General features: G+C 69.0%; 19 protein-coding genes. 11 read left to right on the top strand and 8 right to left on the bottom strand.

Translation table 11 applies throughout. From position 1 onward, the window contains the following. Positions 1-244 precede the first annotated feature (244 nt). From M9945_RS07530 to M9945_RS07520, 3 genes are all read right to left on the bottom strand, one after another. Complete coding sequence (locus M9945_RS07530; RefSeq protein WP_367928153.1) at positions 245-1,819, bottom strand: ABC transporter substrate-binding protein; 1,575 nt, start codon at positions 1,817-1,819, stop codon at positions 245-247. Positions 1,820-2,110: 291 nt separating this feature from the next. Then, positions 2,111-3,574 (bottom strand): phospholipase D-like domain-containing protein, encoded by a 1,464-nt coding sequence (locus M9945_RS07525; protein ID WP_367944026.1) that lies wholly within the window; start codon positions 3,572-3,574, stop codon positions 2,111-2,113. A gap of 52 nt (positions 3,575-3,626) precedes the next feature. Beyond that, positions 3,627-4,913 (bottom strand): glycerate kinase, encoded by a 1,287-nt coding sequence (locus tag M9945_RS07520; protein WP_367944025.1) that lies wholly within the window; start codon positions 4,911-4,913, stop codon positions 3,627-3,629. A gap of 279 nt (positions 4,914-5,192) precedes the next feature. Here M9945_RS07520 and M9945_RS07515 point away from each other — a divergent pair, with 279 nt between their 5' ends. The 6 genes from M9945_RS07515 (at position 5,193) to nadE (ending at position 14,152) form a co-directional block, all read left to right on the top strand. Further along, positions 5,193-7,508: a methyl-accepting chemotaxis protein gene (locus tag M9945_RS07515; RefSeq protein ID WP_367944024.1), complete on the top strand. Its 2,316-nt coding sequence runs from the start codon at positions 5,193-5,195 to the stop codon at positions 7,506-7,508. A gap of 255 nt (positions 7,509-7,763) precedes the next feature. Continuing rightward, positions 7,764-9,260, top strand: coding sequence for an undecaprenyl-phosphate glucose phosphotransferase (locus tag M9945_RS07510; protein ID WP_367944793.1), 1,497 nt, complete (start codon positions 7,764-7,766; stop codon positions 9,258-9,260). A 119-nt stretch (positions 9,261-9,379) separates the two neighbouring features. Then, positions 9,380-11,338 carry an asparagine synthase (glutamine-hydrolyzing) gene (gene asnB, locus M9945_RS07505; RefSeq protein WP_367944023.1) on the top strand — a complete coding sequence of 653 codons (1,959 nt, stop codon included), beginning with the start codon at positions 9,380-9,382 and terminating at the stop codon, positions 11,336-11,338. After that, on the top strand, positions 11,335-11,604 hold the full coding sequence (locus M9945_RS07500) for an acyl carrier protein (protein ID WP_367944022.1): 270 nt from the start codon (positions 11,335-11,337) through the stop codon (positions 11,602-11,604). Before asnB ends, M9945_RS07500 begins: the two co-directional genes overlap by 4 nt. Before the next feature lie 5 nt (positions 11,605-11,609). Beyond that, on the top strand, positions 11,610-13,154 hold the full coding sequence (locus tag M9945_RS07495; protein ID WP_367944021.1) for a class I adenylate-forming enzyme family protein: 1,545 nt from the start codon (positions 11,610-11,612) through the stop codon (positions 13,152-13,154). Further along, a complete protein-coding gene (gene nadE, locus M9945_RS07490; RefSeq protein WP_367944020.1) occupies positions 13,151-14,152 on the top strand; it encodes an NAD(+) synthase in 1,002 nt (333 codons plus the stop codon). Before M9945_RS07495 ends, nadE begins: the two co-directional genes overlap by 4 nt. A gap of 30 nt (positions 14,153-14,182) precedes the next feature. Here the strand turns inward: nadE and M9945_RS07485 are convergent, their stop codons facing one another. Next, positions 14,183-15,298, bottom strand: a complete 1,116-nt coding sequence (locus tag M9945_RS07485; protein WP_367944019.1) for a hypothetical protein — start codon at positions 15,296-15,298, stop codon at positions 14,183-14,185. Positions 15,299-15,525: 227 nt separating this feature from the next. On the opposite strand from M9945_RS07485, the gene M9945_RS07480 reads away from it, so the two are divergent. Next, positions 15,526-17,217 carry a GumC family protein gene (locus M9945_RS07480; RefSeq protein WP_367944018.1) on the top strand — a complete coding sequence of 564 codons (1,692 nt, stop codon included), beginning with the start codon at positions 15,526-15,528 and terminating at the stop codon, positions 17,215-17,217. 6 nt (positions 17,218-17,223) lie between these two features. Here the strand turns inward: M9945_RS07480 and M9945_RS07475 are convergent, their stop codons facing one another. Beyond that, the gene (locus M9945_RS07475) at positions 17,224-18,012 is read right to left on the bottom strand and encodes a WecB/TagA/CpsF family glycosyltransferase (RefSeq protein WP_367944017.1); all 789 of its coding nucleotides are present in this window, start codon (positions 18,010-18,012) and stop codon (positions 17,224-17,226) included. Positions 18,013-18,073: 61 nt separating this feature from the next. After that, the gene (locus M9945_RS07470; protein WP_367944016.1) at positions 18,074-19,372 is read right to left on the bottom strand and encodes a lipopolysaccharide biosynthesis protein; all 1,299 of its coding nucleotides are present in this window, start codon (positions 19,370-19,372) and stop codon (positions 18,074-18,076) included. 303 nt (positions 19,373-19,675) lie between these two features. Between M9945_RS07470 and M9945_RS07465 the strand changes: the two genes are divergently transcribed. The 4 genes from M9945_RS07465 (at position 19,676) to M9945_RS07450 (ending at position 23,689) form a co-directional block, all read left to right on the top strand. After that, positions 19,676-20,977 carry an O-antigen ligase family protein gene (locus M9945_RS07465; RefSeq protein WP_367944015.1) on the top strand — a complete coding sequence of 434 codons (1,302 nt, stop codon included), beginning with the start codon at positions 19,676-19,678 and terminating at the stop codon, positions 20,975-20,977. Further along, positions 20,974-21,735, top strand: a complete 762-nt coding sequence (locus M9945_RS07460) for a polysaccharide deacetylase family protein (RefSeq protein WP_367944014.1) — start codon at positions 20,974-20,976, stop codon at positions 21,733-21,735. The genes M9945_RS07465 and M9945_RS07460 overlap by 4 nt, the downstream gene beginning before the upstream one ends. Before the next feature lie 89 nt (positions 21,736-21,824). Next, a complete protein-coding gene (locus tag M9945_RS07455; RefSeq protein WP_367944013.1) occupies positions 21,825-22,739 on the top strand; it encodes a glycosyltransferase family 2 protein in 915 nt (304 codons plus the stop codon). 14 nt (positions 22,740-22,753) lie between these two features. After that, the gene (locus tag M9945_RS07450; protein ID WP_367944012.1) at positions 22,754-23,689 is read left to right on the top strand and encodes a glycosyltransferase family 2 protein; all 936 of its coding nucleotides are present in this window, start codon (positions 22,754-22,756) and stop codon (positions 23,687-23,689) included. A 24-nt stretch (positions 23,690-23,713) separates the two neighbouring features. On the opposite strand, the gene M9945_RS07445 is transcribed toward M9945_RS07450, so the two are convergent. Beyond that, positions 23,714-24,739, bottom strand: a complete 1,026-nt coding sequence (locus tag M9945_RS07445; protein ID WP_367944792.1) for a glycosyltransferase family 2 protein — start codon at positions 24,737-24,739, stop codon at positions 23,714-23,716. 44 nt (positions 24,740-24,783) lie between these two features. Continuing rightward, positions 24,784-25,845, bottom strand: a complete 1,062-nt coding sequence (locus M9945_RS07440) for an endo-1,4-beta-xylanase (protein WP_367944011.1) — start codon at positions 25,843-25,845, stop codon at positions 24,784-24,786. Positions 25,846-26,267: the final 422 nt, after the last annotated feature.

The following is a 26,267-nucleotide window of genomic DNA, read 5'->3' as shown; positions in this document are numbered from 1 at the left end:
AGAGCGCCCGATTCTGCTTAAGCCGATGGGGCCGCACGGCATAAAGCCATGCAGCCACGCGGCCGACGACCAGGAAAACATCTGCGCCGCCTCGGCGCCCCTCACGGGCGCCTCGCGGCAATCAGTCCGTCCGCACCAGACGCTCCGGCTGCGAGCGGCTCCAAGCCCCTCACCCTACCGGCACGGCACGGCGCGAAAGGCCCGCCGCGCGAGGATGCGCGGCGGGCCGGCGTTGTCGCTGGCGTTACTCGCCGTAGGTGACGCCCCGGATCAGCGGCTGGTTCTCCGGATGGACTTCCAGGTTGACGTTGCTCTTCATGGCGTAGGCCAGGACCTGGTTGTGGATCGGCAGGAGGACGCGGTCCTCCTTCACCACCTTCCATATCTCGGCGATGGTCGCGTTGCGCTTGTCGAGATCGATCTCGGTGCCGAGCGAACGGATTTTCTCGTCAAGCTCAGGATTGGTGTAGAGGCCGGCGTTGTAGGCGCCGTACTTGCCGTCCTTGGTGTGGACCAGGTCGTTGAAGACATAGGCCGAATCGAAGGTCGGGACACCCCAGCCGAGCAGGTAGAAGTCGGTCTCGCTGTTCTGGACGAGCGGCGAGTGCTGGGCGACCGGGCGCGAGGCCAGCGTCACCCGGATGCCGATCTGGCCGAGCATGCCGACGACGGCCTGGCTGACCGCCTCGTCGTTGACGTAGCGGTTGTTCGGCGTGTCGAGCGTGATGGTGAAGCCGTCCGCATAGCCGGCCTCGGCCAGCAGCTCCTTGGCCTTGGCGATGTCCGGCGCCGGGAAGGCGTCGAGCTCCGGCGTCCAGCCGTTGACGAAGGGCGGCATGGCGACGCCGGCCGGCACCGACTGGCCGCGCATGACGACGCGCTTGATCGCCTCGCGGTCGATGGCGAGCTCCATCGCCTCGCGCACCTTGGCGTCGGCGATCGGGTTCTTGTCGGTGATGTTGGACGACTTCAGCGGCGCGTCGCCGAACTTGTAGCCGAAATAGATGATGCGGTTCTCGGGGCCGGTCTCGACCTTGACGCCGTCGGTGGCCGACAGGCGCTCGATGTCCTGCACCGGCACGTCCTGGACGAGGTCGACCTCGCCCGACAGGAGGGCGGCGACGCGGGTGGCGGCTTCCTTGATCGGCAGGTAGACGATCTCGGTCACGGCCGGCTTCTCGTCCCAGTGGCCGTCGAAGACGGTCATCACCGAGCGCACGTCGGGCTCGCGCGACTGGAGCACGTAGGGGCCGGTGCCGTTGGTGTTGCGCACGGCGTAGTTGTCTTCACCGGCGGCGAAATCCTGGACCTCGACGACGTCGTGCTCCTCGGACCAGCCCTTGTCCATGATGAAGGTGTTGGTGATGTTGTTCGGATAGAGCGGCGACGGGCCGTTCATCTTCACCTCGACCGTCAGGTCGTCGATGGCCACGACATCCGCCACGTCGGCGTGAAGCTGGCGCAGGTTCGACTTGTCCGAACGGGCGCGGTTCAGCGAGAACACGACGTCCTCGGCGGTGAAATCCTGGCCGCCGTGGAACTTGACGCCCTCGCGCAGCTTGAACACCCACACGTTCGGATCGTCGGCCTTGACGTACCATTCGGTGGCCAGCCGCGGGATGAGGTTGCCCTCGACGTCGCGGTTCAGCAGCGTCTCGTAGATCTGGTGGTTGAAGGTGTGGGTGGTTCCCTCGTTCTGGGAATGCGGGTCAAGCGTCAGCGCGTCGGCGCCGCGCGCCCAGCGAAGAGTCTCGGCGGATGCCGGAAGAACGGCTGCGCCAAGCGCGATCGCGCTCGCAGTAAGAAGAAGTTTTCGCATGAAGGCTCCCTGTTTTTGATGCGATCTTCCCCGTGAACGGTTGCTGCCCACCCACGATTGGCGAGCACATTAAGGGAGCGCACCGGCTTTTGCAAAGCACCGTTCTTGCGCGTTTCAGCGCCATGCGAAACAATCATTCAAAACGTGCGCCGGACAATCGCCTCATCTTCGCCAACCTTAGAAAACCAAAGCCAAAAAGCCCGATTCCGGGCGGTTTTGCGCGTTTTCTTCACGAAACCGTGATCGGATTTCTTCCCCGGGCGGCACGAATACCGCAAGGTAAGGCAACGCCTACAGATAGGGCGAGCCGAGCCACAGGATCCGGTCGAAGAGGCGGAGCGGAAAAGGGCGCGCGCGCAACCCTTCGACCGTGACCGGCTGGGCCGAGGCGATCGCCGTGTCGATCCGGCTTTCGATCATGCCGGCGAAATCTGCGTCCAGCACCTCGACGTCGATCTCGAAATTCAGCCGCAGCGAGCGCGGGTCGAGATTGGACGAGCCGACGAAGGCCCACACCCCGTCGACCGCCAGCAGCTTGGAATGGTCGAACGGCCCGTCGGCACGCCAGACGCGGCAATAGTTCTTCAGCACCTGCTCGAACTGGGCGATCATGGCGCGCTCGACGAGGACGAGGTTGTTCTGCGCCGGCACCACGATGTCGATCTCGACACCGCGCCGGCCCGCCGTCGCCAGCGCGCTGACCAGCTCCCTGTCGGGCAGGAAGTAGGGCGATATGATGCGGATCGAGCGGCGGGCGACCGAGAACGCGCCCATCAGCATGCGGTGGTTGGTTTCGAGCGCCGCGTCGGGGCCGGAGGCGACGGCGCGGATGAAGACCGGGGCGCCGAACTGCACGGCCGGCAGCGGCTCGATCCGCCACGCCTCGCCGTCGAGGTCCTCGTCGGTGGTGAAGCGCCAGTCCTCGGCGGCAGTGGAGAAGATGTCAGCCACCACCGGGCCGGTGACGCGGAAATGGGTGTCGCGCGCCTGCCCGCCGCGGGCGAACTCGCTGGTGAAGCCCTTGCGGATGTTCATGCCGCCGACGAAGGCCACCGCGCCGTCGACGACGAGGATCTTGCGGTGGGTCCGCAGGTTCGCATAGGGCAGGCGCAGGCCCATGATCAGGCTGCCGTTGAACAGGTCGACGGCGATGCCGGCGCTCTCCAGCGTCCCGACGATGCTCGGCACGCTGTAGCGGACGCCGACGGCGTCGATGAGGACGCGCACGGCGACGCCGCGGCGGTGCGCCCGCGCCAGCGCCTCGGCGAGCCTAAGGCCGATGGCGTCGCGGTCGAAGATGTAGGTCTCGAGGATGATCGAGCGCTGCGCGGCATCGATCTCGGCAATCATTTGCGCATAGGTCTCGTCGCCGCCGTCGAGCAGCCGGATCGAGTTGCCGACCGTCATCGCGTGCTTGGCGACGCGGTCGCCCAGCGTCTTCATCGCCGCGAAGCGCTCGGCGAACAGGTCGGCGACCAGCGCCCGCGAGGCATCGAGATGCGCCTGGTGGCGCGGGTCGTGCTCGATGGCGCGCCGCCGTTCCGAGATGATCGAGGCGCGGCGGATGCGGTTGATGCCGCCGATGGCGTAGATCAGCGCGCCGATGACCGGCGAAAGCAGGATGACGCCGACCCAGCCGATGGCCGAGCGCACCTCCTCCTTGTTCATCACCACGTGGACGATGGCCGGCACCGCCATCAGGACGGAGATGACGGCGAGGATGTGCGGCCAATAGTCGGAAAGGATGCTCCACATGCACCGAGTATCCCGCGAATGCGAACCGACCGCAATCGCCGGCGCGGCGCCTTCAGCGCACCAGCACGGCCCTCAGATCGTTGACGTTGGTGCCGGTCGGACCGGGGCTGAACAGGTCGCCCAGCGCGGCGAAGGCGGCGAAGGCGTCGTTGCGGGCGAGCGCGGCGCGCGGGTCGAGCCCCGCTGCGCGCATCCGCCCGGCGCTCGTCCCGTCTGCGAAGGCGCCGGCATTATCGCCCGTGCCGTCGATGCCGTCGGTATCGGCGGCGAAGGCGTGGATACCGGCGTGGCCGTCGACCGCAAGCGCGAAAGCGAGCAGGAACTCGCCGTTGCGGCCTCCTCTGCCTCCCCCGGGGCCGCCCCTGCTCCGCATCGTCACCGTCGTCTCGCCGCCCGACAGCAGGACGACCGGCTTGCGGAACGGCCGGTCGCGCAGTGCGATCTCGCGGGCGATGGCCGCATGGACGCCGGCGACGTCACGCGCCTCGCCCTCGATGGAATCCGACAGGATGACCGCCTCGACGCCATGGCGGGCGGCGGCGCGCGCCGCGGCCTCCAGCGAGCGCGCCGCCGAGGCGATGACGTGGACCTCGTTGCCGGCGAGGCGCGGGTCGTCGGGCAGAGGCGCGTCGGCCGCCGGCGTGGCGAGGTGGCGCATCGCGGCGTCGGGAAGCGCAAGCCCATATTCCGCGACGATGGCGAGGGCGTCGCGCCGGCTCGCCCCGTCGGCGACGGTCGGCCCCGAGGCGACGAAGGCCGGGTTGTCGCCGGGAATGTCGGAGACGACGAGCGTGACCACCTTCGCCGGATGGGCGGCGAGCGCCAGCCACCCGCCCTTGATCGCCGACAGGTGCTTGCGCACCGTGTTCATCGCCGAGATCGGCGCGCCGGAGGCGAGCAGCGCCTCGTTGACCGCGATCTCGTCGGCAAGGCTCATGCCCGGCGGCGGCCACGGCAGCAGCGCCGAGCCGCCGCCCGATATCAGGGCGACGACGAGATCGTCGGGGCCGAGGCCGCGCACCGCGTCGAACAACCGTGCCGTTGCTTCAAGCCCCGCCTCGTCGGGAACGGGATGCGCCGCCTCCAGCACCGCGATGCGCCCGCAGGCCCCGCCCCGACCCCCACCCTGGCCATGGCGGGTGACGATTATGCCCGTCAGCGGGCCGTCCCATGCCGCGTCGAAGGCGGCGGCCATCGGCACCGACGCCTTGCCCGCGCCGACGACCACGACGCGGCCCTTCGGCCGGCCCGGGAGGAAGTCGCGAATGACGACGGCAGGGTCGGCGGCGGCGACGGCCGCCTCGAACAGGACGGTGAAGAAGGTGCGCGGATCGGTCATGCTCCATCCTTGCCGGCCATCGCGCCCCGCCGTCAATTCCCCCGGCCGATCTTCGGCCTCGGGAAGAAGCTTCGCCGCCGATTCCGGTGGGTCGGCGGCCACCGACATTTCTAATTTAGTTCAGATTAAATTAATCGGTCTCCAGCAACCTTCCCGTGTTGAAGAACATCGCGGGGGGATGCGGTCTTCAGCGCCTGCCCTCCTGCATCGAGACGATGACCCGCCTTTTCGCCGTGGTTAAGCGGAAGGGCTCGGCTCCCTGCCAGAAAGGCATCTCCCATGCTGTTGAAGACCGCAACCTCCCGCAACATCTTCGCCATCGTCGCCGTCGGCGTGGTTGCGACCGTCGCGACGGCGTCGAGCCTGTTCGTGATGTCCTACCAGCAGATGAAGGCCGCCAGCGCCGGCGAGATGCGCGCGGCGGCGCAGAACAGCGCCGCCGCCATCCAGGGCGGCATCGCCAGCCGCATGCAGGTCGTCTATACCCTGCGCGACACGATGCAGGCGATGAGCGCCGGGCTCGGCGGCGACCGGGCGCTGGCCGACAGCGTGCTGATACAGATGCAGGCCAACGCTGAGGGGCTGCTCGGCGTGTGGACCGGCTTCGAGCCGAACGCCTTCGACGGCCGCGACGCGCAGTTCGCCAACACGACGAACCACGACGCCACCGGCCGCTACCTTCCCTATGCGACGACCGGCACGGACGGGCGCATCAATCTCGAACCCATCGTCGGCTACGACCAGCCCGGCGACGGCGACTACTACCTCAAGGCGCGCGACAGCGGAAAGTCGGCGATCATGGAGCCCTTCGCCTATGAGGTGAACGGCGTCCCGACGCTGATGACCTCGCTGACCGCGCCGATCCTCGTCGGCGGCAAGGTCGTCGGCGTCGCCGGCGCCGATGTCGGCCTCGACGCGATCACGCAGGCGCTTTCGGGCATGAAGCCGCTCGGCGACGGCTTCGTGGCGCTCTTGTCGCAGGACGGCAGCTTCATCAGCCATCCCGACGCCTCGTTCCTCGGCCGCGCCCTTTCCGAGACCGGCGAGGACGCGGCGACCTGGCAGCGGATGATCGCCGATCCCGGCACGGTGATGGAAACAACGGGCGCAGACGGCGTAGCGCGGCTCGCCGTCGCGGTTCCGGTCCAGCTTCTCGACGACACCGCGTGGTTCACCGTCGTTTCCGTGCCGGAAGCCACGGTCTACGCGTATCTGACGCGCATGGCGTGGACCTCCATCGCCATCATCGCCGGCGCGGCGGTGCTGCTCGTCCTTCTCGGCGTCATGATCTCCGGCCGCTTCCGCCGCCGCCTCGAAGGCATCATCGGCGCCACCGGCAGGATCGCCGGCGGCGATATGGACGTCGAGATCACCGAGGCGGAAGCGAAGGACGAGATCGGCGACATGGCCCGCTCGCTGGTCGTGCTGCGCGACGCCTCGCTCGCCAAGCTCCAGCTCGAGCGCGACGCCGACGCCAACCGCGCCCTCTCCGAGGAGGAGCGCGCGGGGCGCGAGCGCCAGAAGGCCGAGGAAGCGGCGCAGGTCCAGTTCGCCGTCGATTCGCTCGGCGAGGCGCTGCGCCAGCTCGCCGACGGCAATGTCGCCTGCCGCATCGCGACGCCCTTCGCCGGCGACCTCGAGCGGCTGCGCGCCGATTTCAACGCCTCGCTCGACACGCTGCAATCGACGCTGCGCGCGGTCGGCGACAACGCCCGCACCATCGATTCGGGCGCCAGCGAGATTCGCTCCGCCTCCGACGACATGGCGCGACGCACCGAGCAGCAGGCCGCCTCCGTCGAGGAGACGGCCGCCGCGCTGGAGGAGATCACCGCGACGGTCAAGAGCTCGTCCGAGCGCGCCGAGCAGGCCGGCCAGCTCGTCGCCCGCACCAAGCAGGGGGCGGAGAAGTCGGGCATGATCGTCCACGACGCCATCGCCGCGATGCAGGAGATCGCCCGCTCGTCGAACGATATCTCGAACATCATCGGCGTCATCGACGACATCGCCTTCCAGACCGGCCTGCTGGCGCTCAATGCCGGCGTCGAGGCCGCGCGCGCCGGCGATGCGGGCAAGGGCTTCGCCGTGGTCGCCCATGAGGTGCGCGAGCTCGCCCAGCGTTCGGCCACGGCGGCGAAGGAGATCAAGGAGCTCATCACCACCTCGGGCGGGCGCGTGCGCTCGGGCGTCGAGCTCGTCGAGCAGACGGGCAGCGCGCTCGAAGCCATCGTCGCCCAGGTGCAGGAGATCGACCATCACGTCGCCTCCATCGTCACCGCCGCGCGCGAGCAGGCGACCGGCATCCAGGAGATCAGCTCGGCCGTCACCACCATCGACCACGGCACCCAGCAGAACGCCGCCCTCGTCGAGCAGTCGACCGCCGCCAGCCACGGCCTGGCGCGCGAGGCCTCGACGCTGATGCAGCTGATCGGCCAGTTCAATCTCGGCGACGGCGCGCCGGCTGGGGGCAGGCCGCTGGCCGTCTCCGGCGAGGCCGCCGCGCACCCCTCCCCGGCCCGGGCGCTGGGGCGCAAGCTCGCCGGCGCGCTGGGACTGGCCGCAGCCGCGCCGGAAGCCGCGGACTGGGAGGAGTTCTGACGCCCGGCGCGAGCCGGCCCGCCGCTCCCCCTCTCCCGGCGAAAGCCGGGCCCATACCTCGCCACGAAGGCCCGAACCGGCCGCCCCTCCAGCGGCCGGTTTTCGCATTAAGCCATTGTTAACTCTACACGCATTGATTGCAGATCTTCAATGTTTCCTTAGCCGCCGGATGGTAGACACGGGACTGTCCACGGAACCCCCTTCATGGCAGATCCGGCAGTCTTGAACCGATCGACGAACAGCGCATACGACACGATGACCAGTGCTGGGACCAGTGCTGCGGCAGCGCCGGCGGCGGGCGAACTGAACAACGCCGCGCAGCGCGCCGCCGCGCACTACCGACGCACCGCGCTGTCGCCGTCCATCGTCAGCGGCGGCCTGCGCCTCGTCGAGTTCGGCCTGCTCGTCGCCTCGGGCCTGGCGCTTTTCGTCGCCTATGTCGGCCTTTCCACGCATCTCGTCGTGCATTATCCGGTCGCGATCCTGCTCGCCTCGACGCTCGCCGTCATCGCCTCGGACTTCGCCGGCAATTACCGGTTGCGCACCCTGCGCCAGCCCTTCCTGAGCGCGGCGCGCTTCGTGCTGATCTGGAGCGGCACGCTGGCGCTCATCGCCTTCCTCGGCTTCTTCCTCAAGATCGCCGGCGATTTCTCGCGCTTCTGGGTCGGCGCATGGTTCCTGGCCGGCACGGCCCTCGTCCTCGGGACACGGCTCGTCATGGCGCAGCTGGTGCGGCGCTGGGCGCGCGAGGGCCGGCTGGAGCGGCGCGCGGTCATCGTCGGCGGCGGCGCGGCGGCCGAACGGCTGATCCATTCCATCGCCGAGCAGGCCGACAGCGACATCCGCATCTGCGGCATCTTCGACGACCGCAACGACGACCGCTCGCCCCCCGTCGTCGCCGGCTATCCCAAGCTCGGCAACATCGGCGAGCTGATCGCCTTCGCGCGCATCGCTCATATCGACATGCTGATCGTCTCCCTGCCGGTGACGGCCGAGAGCCGCCTGCTGTCGCTGATGAACCAGCTCTGGGTCCTGCCGGTCGACATCCGCCTCGCGGCCGACAATTCGAGCCTGCGCTACCGTCCGCGGACCTATTCCTATATCGGCTCGCTGCCGATGCTCGACATGGCCGACAAGCCGATCGCCGACTGGGACTACGTCGCCAAGCGCTGCTTCGACATCGTCTTCAGCCTGATCGGCATCCTGCTCTTCCTGCCGGTCATGATCGCCACCGCCGTCGCGATCAAGCTCGACAGCCGCGGCCCGGTGCTGTTCAGGCAGAAGCGGCTCGGCTTCAACAACGAGGTCATCGAGGTCTTCAAGTTCCGCTCGATGTACAGCGACCAGTGCGACCCGACCGCCCGCAACGCCGTGGTCCGCGACGATCCGCGCGTCACCCGCGTCGGCCGCTTCATCCGCAAGGCCTCGATCGACGAGCTGCCACAGTTCTTCAACGTGCTGCGGGGCGAATTGTCGCTCGTCGGGCCGCGCCCGCACGCCGTCAGCGGCCAGACCCGCCACCGCCTCTACCACGACGTGGTCGACGGCTATTTCGCCCGCCACCGCGTCAAGCCGGGCGTCACCGGCTGGGCGCAGATCAACGGCTGGCGCGGCGAGATCGATTCCGACGAGAAGATCAGGATGCGCACGGAGTTCGATCTCTACTACATCGAGAACTGGTCGCTGTGGTTCGACCTCAAGATCCTGCTGCTGACGCCGTTCCGCCTGCTCGACACGAAGAACGCTTACTGAAGGGCTTCGCTTTTCTGTTTGTAAACCAAGTCCTGCGGCAGCTCCGGCCGTCTTAACCGGAGCGGAAGGAAGCAGGTATAAGAGCAATACCGCCCTTCATTTTCTCAAGGCACTGACTGATGTGCGGTTTCGGCGGTTTTTTCGGCCATGCGCCAGAAGCGGAGCACCTGCTTCGCACGATGACGCATGCGCTGGAGCATCGGGGGCCGGACGAGCAGGGCATCCTCGCCTCAGGGCAGGCGGGCCTTGCCCATGCGCGGCTCGCCATCGTCGGCCTGAGCGACGGCCAGCAGCCGATGCGGCTGGAAGACGGCGACCTCGCCATCGCCTTCAACGGCGAAATCTTCAACTATGTCGAGCTGCGCGAGGAATTGCGCGCCCGCGGCAGGCGCTTCCGCACGGCGAGCGACACCGAGGTCATCCTCCAGCTCTATGACGAGATGGGCGAGGAATGCGTGACCCGCCTCAACGGCGATTTCGCCTTCGCGCTCTGGGACGCAAGGCGCCAGCGCATGATGCTGGCGCGCGACCGCATGGGCGTGCGGCCGCTGTTCTACACGCGCCATGCCGGCGTCTTCTATTTCGCCTCCGAGGTGAAGGCGCTGCTTCAGGTCCCCGGCATCCGCGCCGAAATGGACCCGTTCGCGCTCGACCAGATCTTCACGCTGTGGGCGCCGCTCGCGCCGCGCACGCCGTTCAAGGACATTTACGAGCTCGAACCCGCCTCGCTGATGATCGTCGACCGGAACGGCGCGACCTCCCGCCCCTACTGGCGGCTCGACTATCCCGACGCCGGCGAGCCCTCGCGCCATCGCGACGAGCGAGCGGCGGCCGAGGAGCTGCGCGCGCTGCTTACCGACGCGGTGCGGCTGCGCATGCGTGCCGACGTGCCGGTCGGCTCCTACCTGTCGGGCGGGCTCGATTCCTCGATCATCTCCGCGCTCGCCGCCGGCATGACGCCGCAGACGCTGCGCACCTTCTCCGTCACGTTCGACAGCGCCGAGCACGACGAGAGCGCCTTCCAGAACGCGATGGCGCAGGCGCTCGGCACCCGCCACGCGGCCGTCCACTGCACGGAGGGCGACATCGCCGCGGTCTTTCCCGAGGTCATCCGCTTCACCGAGCGGCCGATCCTGCGCACCGCGCCCGCGCCGCTCTACACGCTGTCCGGCCTCGTGCGCCGGGAAGGCCTCAAGGTCGTGCTGACCGGCGAGGGCGCGGACGAGGTGTTCGCCGGCTACGACATCTTCAAGGAGGCGCGCGTGCGCCGCTTCTGCGGCCGCCAGCCCGGCTCGCGCATCCGCCCGCACCTGTTCCGCAAGCTCTACCCGTACCTGCCGGGCCTGAGGCAGCAGTCGGCCGAATATCTCGCCGCCTTCTTCGGCACCGGCAGCGACCGGCTGGACGACCCGCTGTTCTCGCACCGGCCGCGCCTGCGCGGGACAGTGGCGACCAAGCTGTTCTTCTCCGAGGCGCTGAAATCGGAGCTTGCCGGCTACGACGCGGCCGAGGAGATGGCGAGCCTCCTGCCCGGCGCGTTCGCGCGCTGGCATCCGCTGCACCAGGCGCAGTATCTCGAGGCCCGCTTCCTGTTGCCAGGCTACATCCTGTCGAGCCAGGGCGACCGCATGGCGATGGCCCACGGCATCGAGGGCCGCTTCCCCTTCCTCGACCACCGGCTGGTCGAGTTCGCCGCCGGCCTGCCGCCGCAGATGAAGCTGAAGGGCCTGACGGAAAAGCACATCCTGCGCGAGGCGACGAAGGACATCGTGCCGGCGCTGATCCGCGAGCGGCCGAAGCAGCCCTACCGCGCGCCCGACAGCCGCGCCTTCGCCGGCAGCGGCGCGCGCGGCTATGTCGCCGAAGCGATGAGCGAGCGGGCGATCGCCTCGACCGGCCTGTTCAGCCCGAAAGCCGTCGCCCGGCTCCACGCCAAATGCGCCACCGGCAAGGCCGGGGGCTTCCGCGACAACGCGGCCTTCGTCGGCGTCCTGTCGACGCAATTGTGGATGCAGACCTTCGCCGGCAGCCAGGCGGCGCCGCGCGACGCATTGAAAGTGAAAGGATTGAACTCATGACCGAGATCGTCAAGGAGCGCGTGCGCGCCTTCATTGTCGAGAACTTCCTGTTCGGCGACGCCTCCCAGGCCCCGGCCGACGACGAATCGCTGATCGAGAACGACGTCATCGATTCCACCGGCGTCCTGGAGCTCGTCGCCTTCATCGAGGAGAGCTTCGGCCTGACCATGGCCGACGGCGACATCGTGCCGGCCAACCTCGACACGCTCGAGCGCATCGCCGCCTTCGTCTCGGCGCGGGCGACGGCGGCCGAGGCCGCCGAGTAGCGACGATGCGGTACGAGCGCTTCCTCATCGACAATGCCCGCCTCCACGGCGGCAAGACCGCGCTGGTCGTCGGCGAGACGCGTCTTACCTATGCGGAGCTGAACGACTTGTCAGACCGGCTCGCCGCCGGGCTGGCGAGCGCCGGCGTCAGGCGCGGCGACCGCGTGCTGGTGTTCATGGACAATTGCTGGGAGGCGGCGGTCTCGATCTTCGCCGTCCTGAAAGCGGGCGCGACCTTCGCCGTCATCAACGCCTCGACCAAGGCCGACAAGTTCGCCTACATCCTCGCCAATTGCACGCCGTCCGCCATCCTGACGCAGGCGCGGATCGCGCCGGTCGCGCTGGACGCCTGCGCTGCGACCGGAGGGGACAAGCCGTTCATCGCCGCCACCGCCGCCCGCGGCGCGCTGCCGGACGGCATCGCCTCCTTCGCCGGGCTTCTGGAGACGCAAGGCCCCCCGCCCGCCCATGGCGGCATCGACGTCGATCTCGGCATGCTGATCTACACCTCCGGCTCGACCGGGCGGCCGAAGGGCGTGATGATGACGCATCGCAACATGGATGCGGCGTCGGAATCGATCACCGGCCTGCTCGAAAACCGACCCGACGACGTCATCCTCTCCGTGCTGCCGCTCGCCTTCAATTACGGGCTCTACCAGCTTCTGATGGCCATTCGCGTCGGCGCGACGCTGGTGCTGGAGAAATCCTTCGCCTTTCCGCAGGCCGTGTTCGAGCGCATGCGCGAGGAAAAGGCGACCGGCTTTCCGCTGGTGCCGACCATTTCGGCGATCATCCTGCAGATGCGGGACGTCGCGCCCGGCTTCCTGCCGTCGCTGCGCTACATCACCAACACCGCCGCGACGCTGCCGCCGACGCATATCGCCCGGTTGCGCGAGCTGTTTCCGCAGGCGAAGATCTTCTCGATGTACGGGGTGACCGAGAGCAAGCGCTGCACCTTCCTGCCGCCGGAAGAGCTTGACCGCAGGCCCGATTCCGTCGGCATCGCCATTCCCAACACCGAGGTGTTCGTGGTCGATAACGAGGGCAGGCCGGTGCCGCCCGGCGTCGTCGGCGAGCTGGTGGTGCGCGGCCCGCATGTGATGCAGGGCTACTGGAACAATGACGAGGCGACGGCGCAGATGCTCCGCGCCGGCCCCAACCCGTGGGAAAAGCTGCTCCACACCGGCGACCTCTTCCGCGCCGACGAGGACGGCTTCCTCTATTTCATCGCCCGCAAGGACGACATCATCAAGACGCGCGGCGAGAAGGTCGCGCCGAAAGAGGTCGAGGCAGTGCTGCTCACCCATCCGGGCATCGCCGACGCCGTCGTCTTCGGCGTTCCCGACCCGGTGCTCGGCCATGCGGTCGGCGCGATGATCGTGCGTTCGGACCCGGCCCTGACCGAGAAGGACGTCGCCCGCCACTGCGCCGCCCGGCTCGAGGACTTCATGGTGCCGAAAGTCATCGAATTCCGCAGCGAATTGCCCAAGACAGATACCGGCAAGGTCAGCCGCCGGCTGGCCGCCGAAACCATGGAGCCCGCAGAATGATCGCTCTCGCACAAAAGGCCAGCTTCTCAGTCGATGCGCTGGCCATCGACGCGGCCCGGGAGACCGAGCGGATCGCCGCGGCGCTGCGCAATCAGCTGCGTCTCCTGAAGCGACGCGGGCTGGTCATCGGCCTGTCGGGCGGCATCGATTCCAGCGCCTCGCTGGCGCTCGCCGTACGCGCCGTCGGCGCCGCCAACGTCTTCGCCCTGTTCATGCCGGAGAACGATTCCGACCCCGAGAGCCTCAGGCTCGGCCGGCTGGTGGCCGAGACCTTCGGCGTCGAGGGCGCGGTGGAGGATATCGGCCCGGCGCTGAAGGCGATGGGCTGCTACGACCGGCGCGACGCCTCCATCCGCGAGCTGGTGCCGGATTACGGATCGGGCTGGGCCTCGAAGGTCGTCATCGCCAGTTCGCTGGAGGGGGACGGCTACAACATCTCCTCGCTGGTGGTGCAGGACCCGCAAGGGCGGCAGCAGAAGCTGCGCATGCCGCTTTCGGCCTATCTCGGCATCGTCGCTGCCACCAACATGAAGCAGCGCACCCGCAAGCAGATGGAATACTACCATGCCGACCGGCTGAACTTCGCCGTGGTCGGCACGCCGAACCGGCTGGAATACGACCAGGGATTCTTCGTCAAGAACGGCGACGGGGCGGCCGACGTCAAGCCGATCGCCCATCTCTACAAGAGCCAGGTCTACGCGATGGCCGCCCATCTCGGCGTGCCGGAGGACATCCTGCGCCGGCCGCCGACGACCGACACCTATTCGCTGGCGCAGACGCAGGAGGAGTTCTACTTCTCCCTGCCCTACGGCCTGATGGACCTGTGCCTTTTCGGCCTGAACAACGGCGTTCCCGCCGTCGAGGTGGCCAAGGCGACCGGGCTGACAGCGGAGCAGGTCGAGCGGGTGTGGGCGGACATCGCCGCCAAGCGCAAGGTGGCGCGGGGCCTCCACATGCGCCCGTTGCTCGTCGAGCCGGTTGGGGAAATCGGCGACTGAGTCCGCCTCGATTTCGTCAGTCGCCCCTCGTCAGTCGAACGAGCCGCCGACGAGGCGGCTCCAGTATTCGCCGGCCAGCCCGTTGAAGAACAGCGCGCCGTTGCGGCAGGCCTCGACCAGCGCGTCGTCGCGCGAATGGACGAGGCTCGTCGCCTCGTTGAGGAAGGCGACGCGCCGCCCGAGCATGGCTTCCATCAGCGCCGGCTGCGTGCGCCCGCGCAGGGCGACGACGCCGCGCCGCAGGGCATCGCCGAGCAGGCAGTCGAGCACCGGCCCGGCCTGCCCCGGCAGCGCCAGCACCTGAAGAACGCGGCAGACACGCCCCGGCCTGACGTAGTAGGCGAAGGCGCCGACCGGCTTGCCGCCGCGCGTATTGGCGGCGGCGAGGACGAGCTCGCCCCAGTCCGGCTTCTGCCGCGCGCAGGCGAGGAGCGTGTCGAGCTGGCCCTCACGCCAGACGGGGCGCAACGGATATTGTTCCGTCAGCGGCTCGACCAGCGCGGCGAAGGCGGCGGCGTCGACCTCCTCAGCGCTCAGGGCGCCCTGCCCGACCCAGCCGTCCGGCAGGCCCGACCAGCTCAACCCCGCATCGGCGGCGCGCCGGCCCGACACGCGGTCGAGGCCGCGCCCGAACGGCGCGAGAAGCCGGGCCGCGCCGATCCGGCCGGCGGCGAGATCGACGAGATACGAGCCGGGGCGAAGGACGCGGATCCAGTCGAGGCTGTATTGCGGCAGCAGCGCCCCGCGCGCGCCGACCCACATGCGCGCCGAAACGTCGCTCGCCGTCTCGGTGAGCGTGATGTCCTGCGGGCCGGCCAGCGCCGCCTTGACGAGGCGCGCCCCGGCCAGCTTGTCGCCGGCATTATCACTGACCATCAGCGCGCTGGCGATGCCGGCGCGCAGCGTCCTGCCGCCATGGGTCATCGCCTGCGCATTGAGGCCGATGAAGCCGGTGATGCGCCCGTCCTGCTCGACATGGACCAGCGGGGCGATCTCGGGATCGCAGCCCGGCATGTCGAGATAGTGCCAGCGCAGATAGGCGGCGAGCGACGCCGGCGGCGGGGCCGCGCGATCGCGAAAAACCTCCTGGAACAGCGCGGCAAGCGCGCCGATGTCGTCGGCGCGAAGAGGCCTGATCCCGCTCATGGCCGGCGAGGCTCCGCGTCGAGACTGTTCATGGCGTTGTCGTCACCGTTCACGGGCGCTCGCTCTTCCTGTGGCGGACCGGGTCGGGCGACATTAGGCCAGCCGCGTAAACGGAAGCTGAAACAGGCGCGGTTTACCCGGTATTTACCATCTCTGCATAACTCTCATGGATGATTCATAATCCTGTAACGCTTTTGTCGAGGCTGGCCGGGCGGAGAGCACAACCAATGTACAGGCCACGTCAGCCTGAGCGAACAGAGCCGTCGAGGACGGCGCCGGCCGGCCGGGAGAACGCTCCCTCCCCCGGGTCGCTGCTGAATGCGCGACGGCTCCAGCCCGAGCGGCGCCAGCCCGACGCGCCCGAAGCCCGCCCTCTCGAACCCCGACCGCAGGCGACGCCGGGCTCGCTGCTCGCCGCGGGACCGGCCGCGCAGGCGCGCGCGCCCGAGCCGACGCCCCCACCCCCGCCGGCGCAGCAGGCTTCCACCTCCTCGCTCCTCCCGGGGCTTCCGGCCATCGGCACGCTCGGGATCGACGATTTCGTCGCCTGGCTGCGCGACGGCTGGAAATGGATCGCGCTCGCCGTCGTGCTGTGCATGGCCGCGGCCTTCGCCTATTCGCTGGTCGTCACGTCGCGCTACTCGGTCTACACCGACATCGTCATCGACCCGGCCAACCTCAACGTCGTCACCGACGACGTCTTCACCACCAGCCCGCAGCGCGATGCCCAGCTGATGGAGGTGGAAAGCAGGCTGCGCGTGCTGACCTCGCGCAACGTCTATGCGCGCGTCATCGACCGGCTCGAGCTGACCGAGGACGACGAGTTCGTCCAGGCGGGCGGGCTCGAGCGGATCAAGGCGCTGATCGGCCTCGGCGGCACCGCCGAGGAACCGGGCGAAGGCGGCAAGCGTGTCGCGGCGATGCGGGCGCTGAGCGAGCGCGTCCAGGCCCATCGCGAGGACCGCTCCTTCGTCGTGGTGCTGCGGGTGTGGAGCGAGGACCCCTTGAAGGCCGTCGCCATTTCCGACGCCATCGTAACCGCCTTCGAGGAGGAGCTGTTCAGCTCCTCGGCGCAAAGCGCCGGCCGCGTCGCCGACAGCCTGCGCGAGCGGCTGGACGAATTGCGCGCCCACGTCACCCAGGCCGAGGGCCGGGTCGAGGAGTTCCGCCGCGCCAACGGGCTGCAATCGGCCAATGGCGAGCTGGTCTCCAGCCAGCGCTCCGCCGAGATCAACACCCAGCTCGTCGAGGCGCAGCAGCGCCTGATCCAGGCGCAGTCGGTGTTCTCGCAGATGAACACCGCGCTGGAGCGCGGCCAGACGGCGAGCGCCAGCGTGTTCGATTCCGAGGCGATGACCGCCCTGCGCGAGCAGCGCCACCGGCTCCAGCAGCAGATCGGCTCGATCGAGCGCACCTACGGCCCGCTGCACCCGCGCATGATCGCCGCGATCTCGGAACGCGACACGCTCGACCAGGCGACCGTGCGCGAGGCCCGGCGCATCCTCGAACTGGCGCGGGCCGAGGCCACGCGCGAGCAGGCCTCGTACGACGCGCTGCGCCGCAAGGCCGACGAGGAAAAGACCAACGTCTTCACCGACAACGCGGCGCAGGTCCAGCTTCGCGAGCTGGAGCGCGAGGCGCGCTCGCGCGCGGCGGTCTACGAGACCTATCTCGCCCGCGCCCAGGAGGTTTCCGAGCGCCAGCAGATCGACACGACGAATGTGCGCGTCATCTCCCGCGCCGTGCCGCCGCAGGGCCGCGACTGGCCGCCGCGCAAGATCGTCCTGCTGATAGCGGGCGGCATCGCCGGCCTGATGCTGGGGACGGCGCTGGCCATCTGGTTCGGCCTGTGGCGGTTCCTGCGCATGCCGCGCAGCTGGCACGACGAGCGGCGGCGGCTTCTCGCCGCCACTGCATGAGGCCCCTCAGGCGGAGCCGCGCACCATGGCGTAGAACGCCACCGGGTTGGTGACGAAGTAGCGCCAGAACAGCCGCCGCGGCTCCTGCCCGATGCGCCACAGCCATTCCAGCCCGGCGTTCTGCATCCACTGCGGCGCGCGGGCGTTCTTTCCCGACAGGAAATTAAACAGGCCGCCGGAGGTCTTGACGACGCCGACCCGGCCCAGCCTGTCGCCATGCTCGCGCATGAAGCGCTGCTCGCTGGGCACGCCCATCGCCAGCCACAATATGTCGGGCGCGAGCGCATCGATCTCGGCGATCTTCGCCTCCAGTTCCTCACCGCCGAGATAGCCGTGGTAATGGCCGGCGATCCTGAGGCGGGGATACTGCCGGCGCACGGCGGCGACGGCGCGCTCGTTCTCGTCGGGCGACGCGCCGAGCATGTAGAAGCTCAACCCTTCCGCCTCGGCGAGCGCCGCCACGTCGTGGAAGAGGTCGGTGGTGGCGACGCGCTCCGGCAGAGGCATGCGGCAGAAGAGACGGGATGCCGTCACCATCGGCTGGCCGTCGGCGGCGATCTGGTCGGCCTCGAGGAACAGCGCCCGCATCTGCGGGTCGCGCCAGCACCGCGCCAACACCTCGCCATTGGCCGAGGTGAGGTAGAGCGGCCGGCCGCCGCGGACACGCGCGCGCGCCGCGTCGCACATCATGCGCGCGGTCTCGTTGCGGTCGAGCACGGCGATCGGCAGCCCGCCGACCGTGACCCGCTCCACCGAAGGCGGCCACGGGGCGCTCGCCGCGGGTTCCTGCGCCATCTTGCTCTTTCTGCCCGTCATTCCCATGAAACTGCCTGACCCCGTGATTACCGTTCAGCGCCTAGACCGCGCAGGCCCGCTCGGCCGCCTCGCGATGGATCCTGATCTTGCGCAGGAGCACGATCCAGGCGGCGACGGCGATGCCGAGCTCGACGACGTAGTAGCTGGCCAGCGTGCCGCCGATGCTCCATTCCCAGGTGGCGAGGGCGACGAGGCCCGCGCCCAGTATGTTGCCTGTGTTCAGGATGGCCGCGCGCGCGCCCTGAAGGCCGGCGGCGCCCAGCGCCTCCAGCGCCACGACATAGACCGCCATCAGCACGACCACCCAGCACAGCGCGCGCGTCAGCCAGACCAGCGAGACATATTCCGCCCCGAAGATGAGCGGCAGCCACGGCGACAGGATGAACATCGCCGTCGCCGTACCGAACGAGATGAACAGCGCAGCGAGCAGCACCCGGCGGATTCGGCCCGCCGCGTTGTGGATGCCCGAGACGGCGATCTGCGCCGAGCCGGGATAGATCAGCCGGTTCAGCGCCTCGATCGACAGATAGGAGCTTTCGACGAGGCGGCGGGTGATCGAGTAGCTGCCGAGGATCTCGCTCGAGGCGACGACGCCGAGGACCAGAAGGTCGGCGTTGCCGCGCAACGCCTTGAACAGGAACTGGGTCGAGAACAGCAGCCCGATGCGGATTTCTTCGCGGACGATGGTCCATTGCGGCCAGCCCAGCCGGCGCGTCGCCATGAGCGCGACGGCGGCGGCGGCGACATGGGCGGCGAAATGCCACCATGCCCAGCCGGCGACGGACGCGACCCCGAACACGAGGCAGCCAAGAACCGCGGCGACGGTGCGGAACGCGGCGAAGGCGACCTCGATCCGGTTGGCCGTGGCGAAGCGTGAATGGGCGATATAGCTCTGCGTCGCGAGCGAGATGATCTTCAGCAGGATCAGGTTGGAGGCGAGGATGAGCCCCATCGCCACCACCGTCGTCGCCAGATCGTCCGACACCGGCGCGACCACCGGCAGGATGGCGAGGCCGATGAGGAAAAGGACGAGGCCCGAGGCGGCGCTGAGGATATAGGCGTGGCCGAGCATCTTCGGATACATGCCGGGGTCCTGCGCCACGCGGCGGATCAGCGATTCCTGCGCGCCGAGGCCGCAGAGCTGGACGCCGACATTGGTGACAGCCGTGATGATGGCATAGAGGCCGAACTGCTCGACGCCGAGATAGCGGGCAAGGATCGCGAACGTCACCAGCTGGGCGGCGCTGGACGCCAGCAGGCTGCCGCTCGATCCCATGTAGAGCATCACCATGGGAACCAGGCGGCGGATGGTGCCGGGTTGAAGCGACGGAATCGTCATGCGCAAATAGATCAGCCTGTGTCCTGTCGGTCGACCATACGGATTCAATCGTGAACAAATCGGATTTCGGCCGTCCCGTGCCGCGCCATCGCGGCTCAAGCGGCGAAATTGCCGCAATCATGGTAAACCATGTCCTGAAGCGACGCCCGGATTTACAGGCTGTTCACCATGACGGCCTAGTCTTCGCCGAATCGGGGGGCCGGATCGGGAACATGGTCGAGGCGGCCGCCTTCGGGCTCCAGCCGGCGCGATGCGCGCAGGCGGCAGCCACAGAGGTTTCCTATGCCGCATTGGCCAGCGGACATGAAAGCAGGATCGATCCCGCCGGCGAGCATACCCGCCACCGGCGACATCGCCGGCAGCCGCGTCGGCGCGGTCCTCTTCGTCGTCGTGTTCATCTATTGCTGGGTCTCGGTCAACCCGTTCGAGAACCTGCAATCGCCGCCCGCCAACGCGGCGGCGCTGAACCAGGTCACCGGCTTCCTGCTGACCATCGCCCTCTTCATCTACGCCGCCGCCAACGGGCTCACCTCGATGATCCTGCGGCCGCGCAGCCTGATCCTCCTGCTGTTCGGCTGGCTCGCCATGACCTCGCTGATGAGCGTCGAGCCGCTGGTGGCGCTGCGCCGCCTGTTCTTCACCGGGCTGATATGCGCCTGCGCCTCGCTCCTGCTGGTGCTGCCGAAGAGCCGGGAGCAGTTCACCAAGCTGGTCGGGCTCTCCGCGCTCGTCATCCTCGGGGCGAGCTATCTCGGCGTCTTCCTCATTCCCGGCCGGGCCGTGCATCAGGCCTACGACCTGGTGGAGCCGGGGCTGGCCGGAGACTGGCGCGGCGTCTTCAACCACAAGAACGGCGCGGCCCCGGCGATGGTGATCCTCTGCTTCTTCGGCCTCTACGTCATGCGCGCGAGCACCAGCGCGGCGCGCGGCGCCATCGTCGTGCTTTCGCTCGTCTTCCTGTGGATGACCAACGGCAAGACCGCGCTCGGCATGTTCCCCCTCGTCCTCGTGCTGGCGTTCTTCCTCGTCCGCACGCCGGTGTTCGGTGCGCTGCTGCTCGGCGCGACGCTGGCCGCCACCAGCACCATCACGCTCGGCTCGGCGCTGTCGCCGGAGATCCACAAATTCATCGCCGATCTCGGCTTCGATCCGACCTTCACCGCGCGCACCGACATCTGGAGCCTCGCGCTGAAGGCGGTCGAGGAGCAGCCTGTCTTCGGCTACGGGTTCGGCAGCTTCTGGGGCAGCGACATGCTGCTCAACTCCGCCGACGCGGACGACACCTGGGCCGTCGAGGCCTCGCATGCGCATAACGGCTTCATCGAGGCGCTGCTGTCGGGCGGCGTCCCGGCCTTCGTCCTGACCGTGCTGTGGCTCGTCGTCCTGCCGCTGCGCGACATCGCCGCCGCCAAGGCGCGCCGGGCGGACCCGGCCCTTACGGCCCTGTTTACCAGAATCTGGGTTTACTGCGTCCTTTCCGCGCTTCTGGAAAGCAACTTCTTCGCCGGAACCGGAGCGGTGTGGGTATCGCTCCTGATCGGCGTGTTCGGCCTTCGCCAGCAGGCGCGCAACTACCTCGTGGTGGAAAACGAGAAAGCGGGATGACGGTGAAGATCGGAACGATCGGGGACAGGATAGCGAACCGGCTCTCCCGCGCCTTTCCCGGCCCGACGAGCGAGATCGCCCCTGCCCGGCCGATCGTTTCCTTCTCGTTCGACGACGCGCCGCGTTCGGCCTGGCGCGACGGCGCGGCGATCCTCGAAGCGGCCGGCGGGCGCGGCACCTACTATCTGGCCGGCGACCTGATCCTCAACCACGCGCGCGAGCTCGACCTCACGCCTGCCGAGGGCTGCGTCGACCTTGCCGCGCGCGGCCATGAGCTCGGCTGCCACACCTTCAGCCACGTGAAGCTCGCCTCGATGTCGCGCAAGGCCCTCGCGGCCGACCTCGACCGCAACGAGCGGTTCCTCCGGGAGCTGGACGGCCGCACGGCACGGCGCAACTTCGCGGTCCCCTACACGATGATGTCGCCCGGCAGGCAGGCGCTGCTGCGCAGCCGCTTCCGCAGCAGCCGCAGCGGCTGGCCGGCCGTCAACAGGGGCATGACAAACCTGCAGGGCCTCGGCGCCGTCGAGCTGCGCCAAAGCCTGTTCGACCCCGACGCGATAGCGGCCTGGCTCGACGACCTCGCGCGCCGGCCCGGCTGGCTGATCTTCTTCACGCACCATGTCCGCGACAACCCGCCCGGCGACTACGGCCTGTCGCCGCAGAATTTCGAGGCCGCCGTCAACGCGGTCGCCGCCCGCGGATTTGACATCCTGACCGTCGACGCCGCGCTCGACCGGATCGGCATCGCCCGTTAACCGGAAACCCAGAAACGCCCCCTATGCTGCCGCGAACCCATTCCTGCGGTCATGAAGGTTGCGGCGTGCCACGGACGGCTTCCCCACACATGCACGACGTCTCGGTCGTCATTCCCGTTCGCAACGGCGAGGACCATGTCGTGGAGGCGGTCGAGAGCGCGCTCGCGCAAGGGGATGCCGTCATCGAGGTCATCGTCGTCGACGACGGCTCGAGCGACCGCACGGTGGAGCGGGTCGCGGCGCTTGCCGACCCGCGCATCCGCCTCGTGACGGACCGACCCGCCGGGCGCTCCGGCGTCTCCGCGGTGCGCAATTACGGCTTCGCCGGCAGCCGCGGTGAGTGGGTGCTGTTCCTCGACGCCGACGACCGGCTGCGCGAGGGTGCGGTGGCGCGGCTCATCGAGGGGGCCGACGATCCGCGCGTCGCCGCGGTCTACGGCGACTACGAGCGCATCGACGGCGAAGGCGCGACGGTCGGCTGGCGGCGCTTGCTGCGCCACCGCGCCAAGCCTTCGGGCGACATCGTGGAAAGCCTGCTCGCCGGCAATTTCATCGTCAACGGCGGCATCATGCTGATCCGGGCCGCGAATTTCCGCGAGATCGGCGGGTTCGACGAAAGCCTGCGCTATTGCGAGGACTGGCACGCATGGTGCCGGCTGGCGACGACGGGCGAGATGCGCTTCCGCCAGGGCCTCGGCGTCCTCGACTACCGCGTCCATTCCAGCAGCACGATGATGGCCAAGACCCTTACCATGGACGACTATTTGCCCGCGCTCGACGCGATCTTTTCCGACCCGCACATCGTCCGGGCCGTCCCGGCCGAGCGCCGGGCCGGCCTGCGCGCCAAGGCGCATGCCCATCTCAACGCCTATCTGATCGGCCAGTCGCTGCGCGCCGGGCGCTACGGGACGGCGCTCAGTGGGCTCGCCGCCACGCTCGCGCGCCAGCCGCGCGCGCTGCCGCGGGCGCTTCTCGTCAGCGCCGCCGCGCTGGCCGGCCTTTGAGGCGGGGACAAGCGATGGTCGAAGCCGTCATCTGCATTCCCAGCTTCCGCCGGCCCGAGGGGTTGCGGCGGACCCTCGCCTCGCTGGCGGGACAGCGCACCAGTCTTTCCTTCGCGGTCCTCGTGATCGACAACGACGCGGCGGGCCGCGAGGCGCTGGCGGTGGCAAGCGATTTCTTCCGCGAGAGCGGAATACCCGGCCACTGCGCCGTCGAGGAGAAGCAGGGCAACTGCCACGCCATCAACGCTGCCTTCGCCGGCGCGATGGACCGCTTTCCCGACGCCGGATTCTTGCTGATGATCGACGACGACGAGACGGCCGCGCCCGGCTGGCTGGAGGCCATGGTCGCCACCGCGCGCCGGCTCGACGCCGACATCGCCGGCGGCCCGGTGGACCGCGTGTTCGACCATCCGGTTGACGCCGCCATGGCGACGCACCAGCTCTTCCGCTCGATCGAGGCGCCGACCGGGCCGATCACGGCGATCCACGGCACGGGCAACTGCCTGATCCGCCGGCGGGTGTTCGAGGCGTTCGGCAGGCCCTATTTCGATCCCGCCTTCAACTTCCTCGGCGGCGGCGACATGGATTTCTTCACCCGCTGCCGCAGGCGCGGCTTCCGCTTCGCCTGGTGCGCGGAGGCTGAGATCGTCGAGCATGTGGCGACAGACCGGCTGACGCCGGGCTGGCTGATGCGGCGCTCGGTGCGCACCGGCACCATCAACTACCTCATCGACCGCAGGCATGCCTCGGGCCCCGGCGGTCGCCTGCGCGTCGAGGCCAAGAACGTCGCCAGCCTCGGCCTGTCGCTGTGGCGCGCCGCGAAGGTGCTGGCGCGCACGGGCTCGCCGCTGCAGGCGTCGCACCCGATCCTTCTGTCGTGGGGACGGATCATGGGCAGCCTCGGCATGATCCAGGCGCCCTACAAGGACACCGCCCCGGCCGCGCCGTGAAGCGGAACCGGACGGGCGCGGATTTCAGGCGCGCCGGAAGCGGCCAGCCTGCACCCGCAGCAACTGCTGGAGCGCCTTGCGGTAGCGCACGGCGGGGCGCTTGGCTTCGAGCGCGACAGACCAGTCGATCATCGACGCGTTGATGTCGAAATTGCCGCGCTGTCCCTCGGGGATGTCGCCGCGCTCGATGCGGGCGATGAGCTCGGGCAGGCGCGCGTAGAATTCGGGCATGCGATAGGGCGGGTGCAGCGAGTACATGCCGGCGCCCTCGCCGAGATAGTCGATACGCGACAGGCCGCGGGCGGCGAGGTTGGCGCTCAGCACCTCCTCGGCTGGCATGGAGCGCGGCGTCTCGTCATAGGCGCGGGCGCGCAGCCGGCGCTTCAGATCGGGGCGCACGAGATCGAGCGCGCCGATGCGCGCGGCGAACCGGCGCATGTCCATCATGAAGATGCGCGTCGAAACGGTGGAGAAGCAATAGGCGGGCGCGGGCTCGTCGAGCCGCGCCGGCGCCGCCACCCCGGAGAGGCCGGGAAAGCCGGCATGGACCGCCGGGTCGAGGCTGCCGTCGGCGCGGGGCGGGCCGGGGAACGGCCCGACGAACAGCGCGTCCGGCCGCCTTTCGAGCAGCGCGACCGCCTCGTCGATCCACGTCTGGCTGCCGCCGCCGAACAGCATGTCGCTGTCCATGTGCAGCACGTAATCGGCGTCGGCGCGGTGAAGGCCGTGGAAATAGACGTAGAACGGCCCGCCGTCGAAGGCCCGGTCCGGCCAGTCGGGCGTCGTCGAGAAGAAGGCGCGGCCGATCTCGGCGCGCGTTTGCCTGTCGTAGGAGACAGGATCGACGACGAGGGCGGGATGGTCCTTGCGCATCGCCTCGAGCTGGGCGAACAGGGCCTCCCGCGCCTCCTCGTAGCGGTCGGCGCGATAGCGCCCGGCATTGGCCAGCCGCGTGTCGACGGTGACGAGGACGCGGTCCACCTGCCCCGACCACGCGCGCAGCTGGTGCGGCAGGGTGTGGACGACATGCGGCGCATCGAAGGGATGCATGTTGATCTGGAGCGCCGCGCGCACCCGCGTCTTCGAGGTCTCCGTCACGCCACTCTCCGGAACCGCTCGATCACGTCGAGCATGAGCTTGGGTCGATAGTCCGCGTCGAGCGGCAGGGGGCGGTTGCCGGTGCCGTCGATGCGCTTGTAGGCCCAGCCTATCCAGGTGAACCTGTCCGTCAGCCCCCAGGTGGTGATCGAATCGAGCGGCCCGGACGAGGTGACGGCCTCGAGGAATTCCTCGACCTGCCGGGCGACGAGCACGTCGCGCTCCTCGATCGGCGTCGGCAGGGCCGCGTCGATGACGTCGAGCTCGGTGACGAGGATTTTCAGGCCGAGCCCGCGCATCTCGGCGACGAATTCGGCGAGCTCCTCGCTGTCGATCGGTACGCCGCCGCGCAGATGGCCCTGCAGGCCGACGGCGTGGACGGGCACGTCCTTCTCCACCAGCTCGCGGATCAGGTGGGCGAAGGCGCGCCGCTTGGCCGGGAAATACTCGGTCGCGTGCTCGACGTCGTATTCGTTGATGACGAGCTGCGCGTCGGGGTCGATTTCATGGGCGAGCCGGAAGGCGCGCTCGATGTAGCCATCGCCGAGCAAGGCCCGCCACGGGCTGTCGCGCCGGTCGGTCGGCCGGCGCACGACGTCGGGGATGGGCTCATTGACGACGTCCCAGCTGCGCGCGACGTCGCGATAGCGCAGCATGGTCGTCTCGATGTGCTTCGCCAGCGCCGCCTCGGCCTCGGCCGCGCTGGAGAGCGCATTCACCCAGTCGGGAAGCTCGGCATACCAGACCAGCGTGTGGCCGTGCATGGCGAGGCCGTTGGCACGGGCGAAATCGGCGATGCGGTCGCCGGCGGCGAAGTCGAACGCGTCGGGGTCGGGGCGGCTGTAGGTCCATTTCAGCTCGTTGACCGGGGTGACGCGCTGGCAGCGGGCGGCGATCGCCGCGCCCAGCCGGGGATCGGCCTCGAGGTCCGGCAGATAGACCGCCGCGCCGAAGGGAACCGGCCGGGCCGCAGGCCCGGCATGCGCCGCGCCGCCCACCGCCGCACAGGCGCCGGCGGCCAGCCCCAGGGCGAGAATGTCCCTTCTTGTCGGCTCCATGCAACAGGCATCCTTCCACCGGCCGGCCTGGCCGGCCCGGACGGGAGGCACTACCACGTCGGGCGCGGCAACTGTAGCCGATCCCGCTTCCAGGGTTAATGCAAGGATGCCGGCCGCACCCGCGCGGACGCCCGGAGCGGTGGCATTGCGGCGAGGGTCGCTACGGCTCCACGCGTCAAATCCGGCCGCATTCACGCGATGTCGAACGAAGCCTTCCGGCCGCAGGCCGCGCCAAGATACATCGCGGTCTTCCGGTTTGGCTCCCCGCGCTTCATTCCCCCGCGTGTCCTATCCCGAAGCCGGTTCCGGCTTCGGGAGGCGTGCGCCGGAGCAGCGAGCGCTTCAGCGGCGGCCGCAGCTCCTCCGTTGTTTCGGCCTGCCTTCCTTTGCCGCAGCCATGCAACGCCGGGCGGAGCCGCCCG

The organism is Aquamicrobium sp. (genome assembly GCF_023954335.1).
In the GTDB taxonomy this organism is placed as follows: domain Bacteria; phylum Pseudomonadota; class Alphaproteobacteria; order Rhizobiales; family Rhizobiaceae; genus Aerobium.
Note: the sequence above shows the minus strand (reverse complement) of the source record. Positions and strands in the feature narration are given on the sequence as shown.

Bases quoted from the DNA above. Each gene is read 5' to 3' on its own strand.
- M9945_RS07530 (WP_367928153.1), bottom strand. From the start codon at position 1,819: ATGCGAAAACTTCTTCTTACTGCGAGCGCGATCGCGCTTGGCGCAGCC.
- M9945_RS07525 (WP_367944026.1), bottom strand. From the start codon at position 3,574: ATGTGGAGCATCCTTTCCGACTATTGGCCGCACATCCTCGCCGTCATC.
- M9945_RS07520 (WP_367944025.1), bottom strand. From the start codon at position 4,913: ATGACCGATCCGCGCACCTTCTTCACCGTCCTGTTCGAGGCGGCCGTC.
- M9945_RS07515 (WP_367944024.1), top strand. From the start codon at position 5,193: ATGCTGTTGAAGACCGCAACCTCCCGCAACATCTTCGCCATCGTCGCC.
- M9945_RS07510 (WP_367944793.1), top strand. From the start codon at position 7,764: ATGACCAGTGCTGGGACCAGTGCTGCGGCAGCGCCGGCGGCGGGCGAA.
- asnB (WP_367944023.1), top strand. From the start codon at position 9,380: ATGTGCGGTTTCGGCGGTTTTTTCGGCCATGCGCCAGAAGCGGAGCAC.
- M9945_RS07500 (WP_367944022.1), top strand. From the start codon at position 11,335: ATGACCGAGATCGTCAAGGAGCGCGTGCGCGCCTTCATTGTCGAGAAC.
- M9945_RS07495 (WP_367944021.1), top strand. From the start codon at position 11,610: ATGCGGTACGAGCGCTTCCTCATCGACAATGCCCGCCTCCACGGCGGC.
- nadE (WP_367944020.1), top strand. From the start codon at position 13,151: ATGATCGCTCTCGCACAAAAGGCCAGCTTCTCAGTCGATGCGCTGGCC.
- M9945_RS07485 (WP_367944019.1), bottom strand. From the start codon at position 15,298: ATGAGCGGGATCAGGCCTCTTCGCGCCGACGACATCGGCGCGCTTGCC.
- M9945_RS07480 (WP_367944018.1), top strand. From the start codon at position 15,526: ATGTACAGGCCACGTCAGCCTGAGCGAACAGAGCCGTCGAGGACGGCG.
- M9945_RS07475 (WP_367944017.1), bottom strand. From the start codon at position 18,012: ATGGCGCAGGAACCCGCGGCGAGCGCCCCGTGGCCGCCTTCGGTGGAG.
- M9945_RS07470 (WP_367944016.1), bottom strand. From the start codon at position 19,372: ATGACGATTCCGTCGCTTCAACCCGGCACCATCCGCCGCCTGGTTCCC.
- M9945_RS07465 (WP_367944015.1), top strand. From the start codon at position 19,676: ATGAAAGCAGGATCGATCCCGCCGGCGAGCATACCCGCCACCGGCGAC.
- M9945_RS07460 (WP_367944014.1), top strand. From the start codon at position 20,974: ATGACGGTGAAGATCGGAACGATCGGGGACAGGATAGCGAACCGGCTC.
- M9945_RS07455 (WP_367944013.1), top strand. From the start codon at position 21,825: ATGCACGACGTCTCGGTCGTCATTCCCGTTCGCAACGGCGAGGACCAT.
- M9945_RS07450 (WP_367944012.1), top strand. From the start codon at position 22,754: ATGGTCGAAGCCGTCATCTGCATTCCCAGCTTCCGCCGGCCCGAGGGG.
- M9945_RS07445 (WP_367944792.1), bottom strand. From the start codon at position 24,739: ATGCATCCCTTCGATGCGCCGCATGTCGTCCACACCCTGCCGCACCAG.
- M9945_RS07440 (WP_367944011.1), bottom strand. From the start codon at position 25,845: ATGGAGCCGACAAGAAGGGACATTCTCGCCCTGGGGCTGGCCGCCGGC.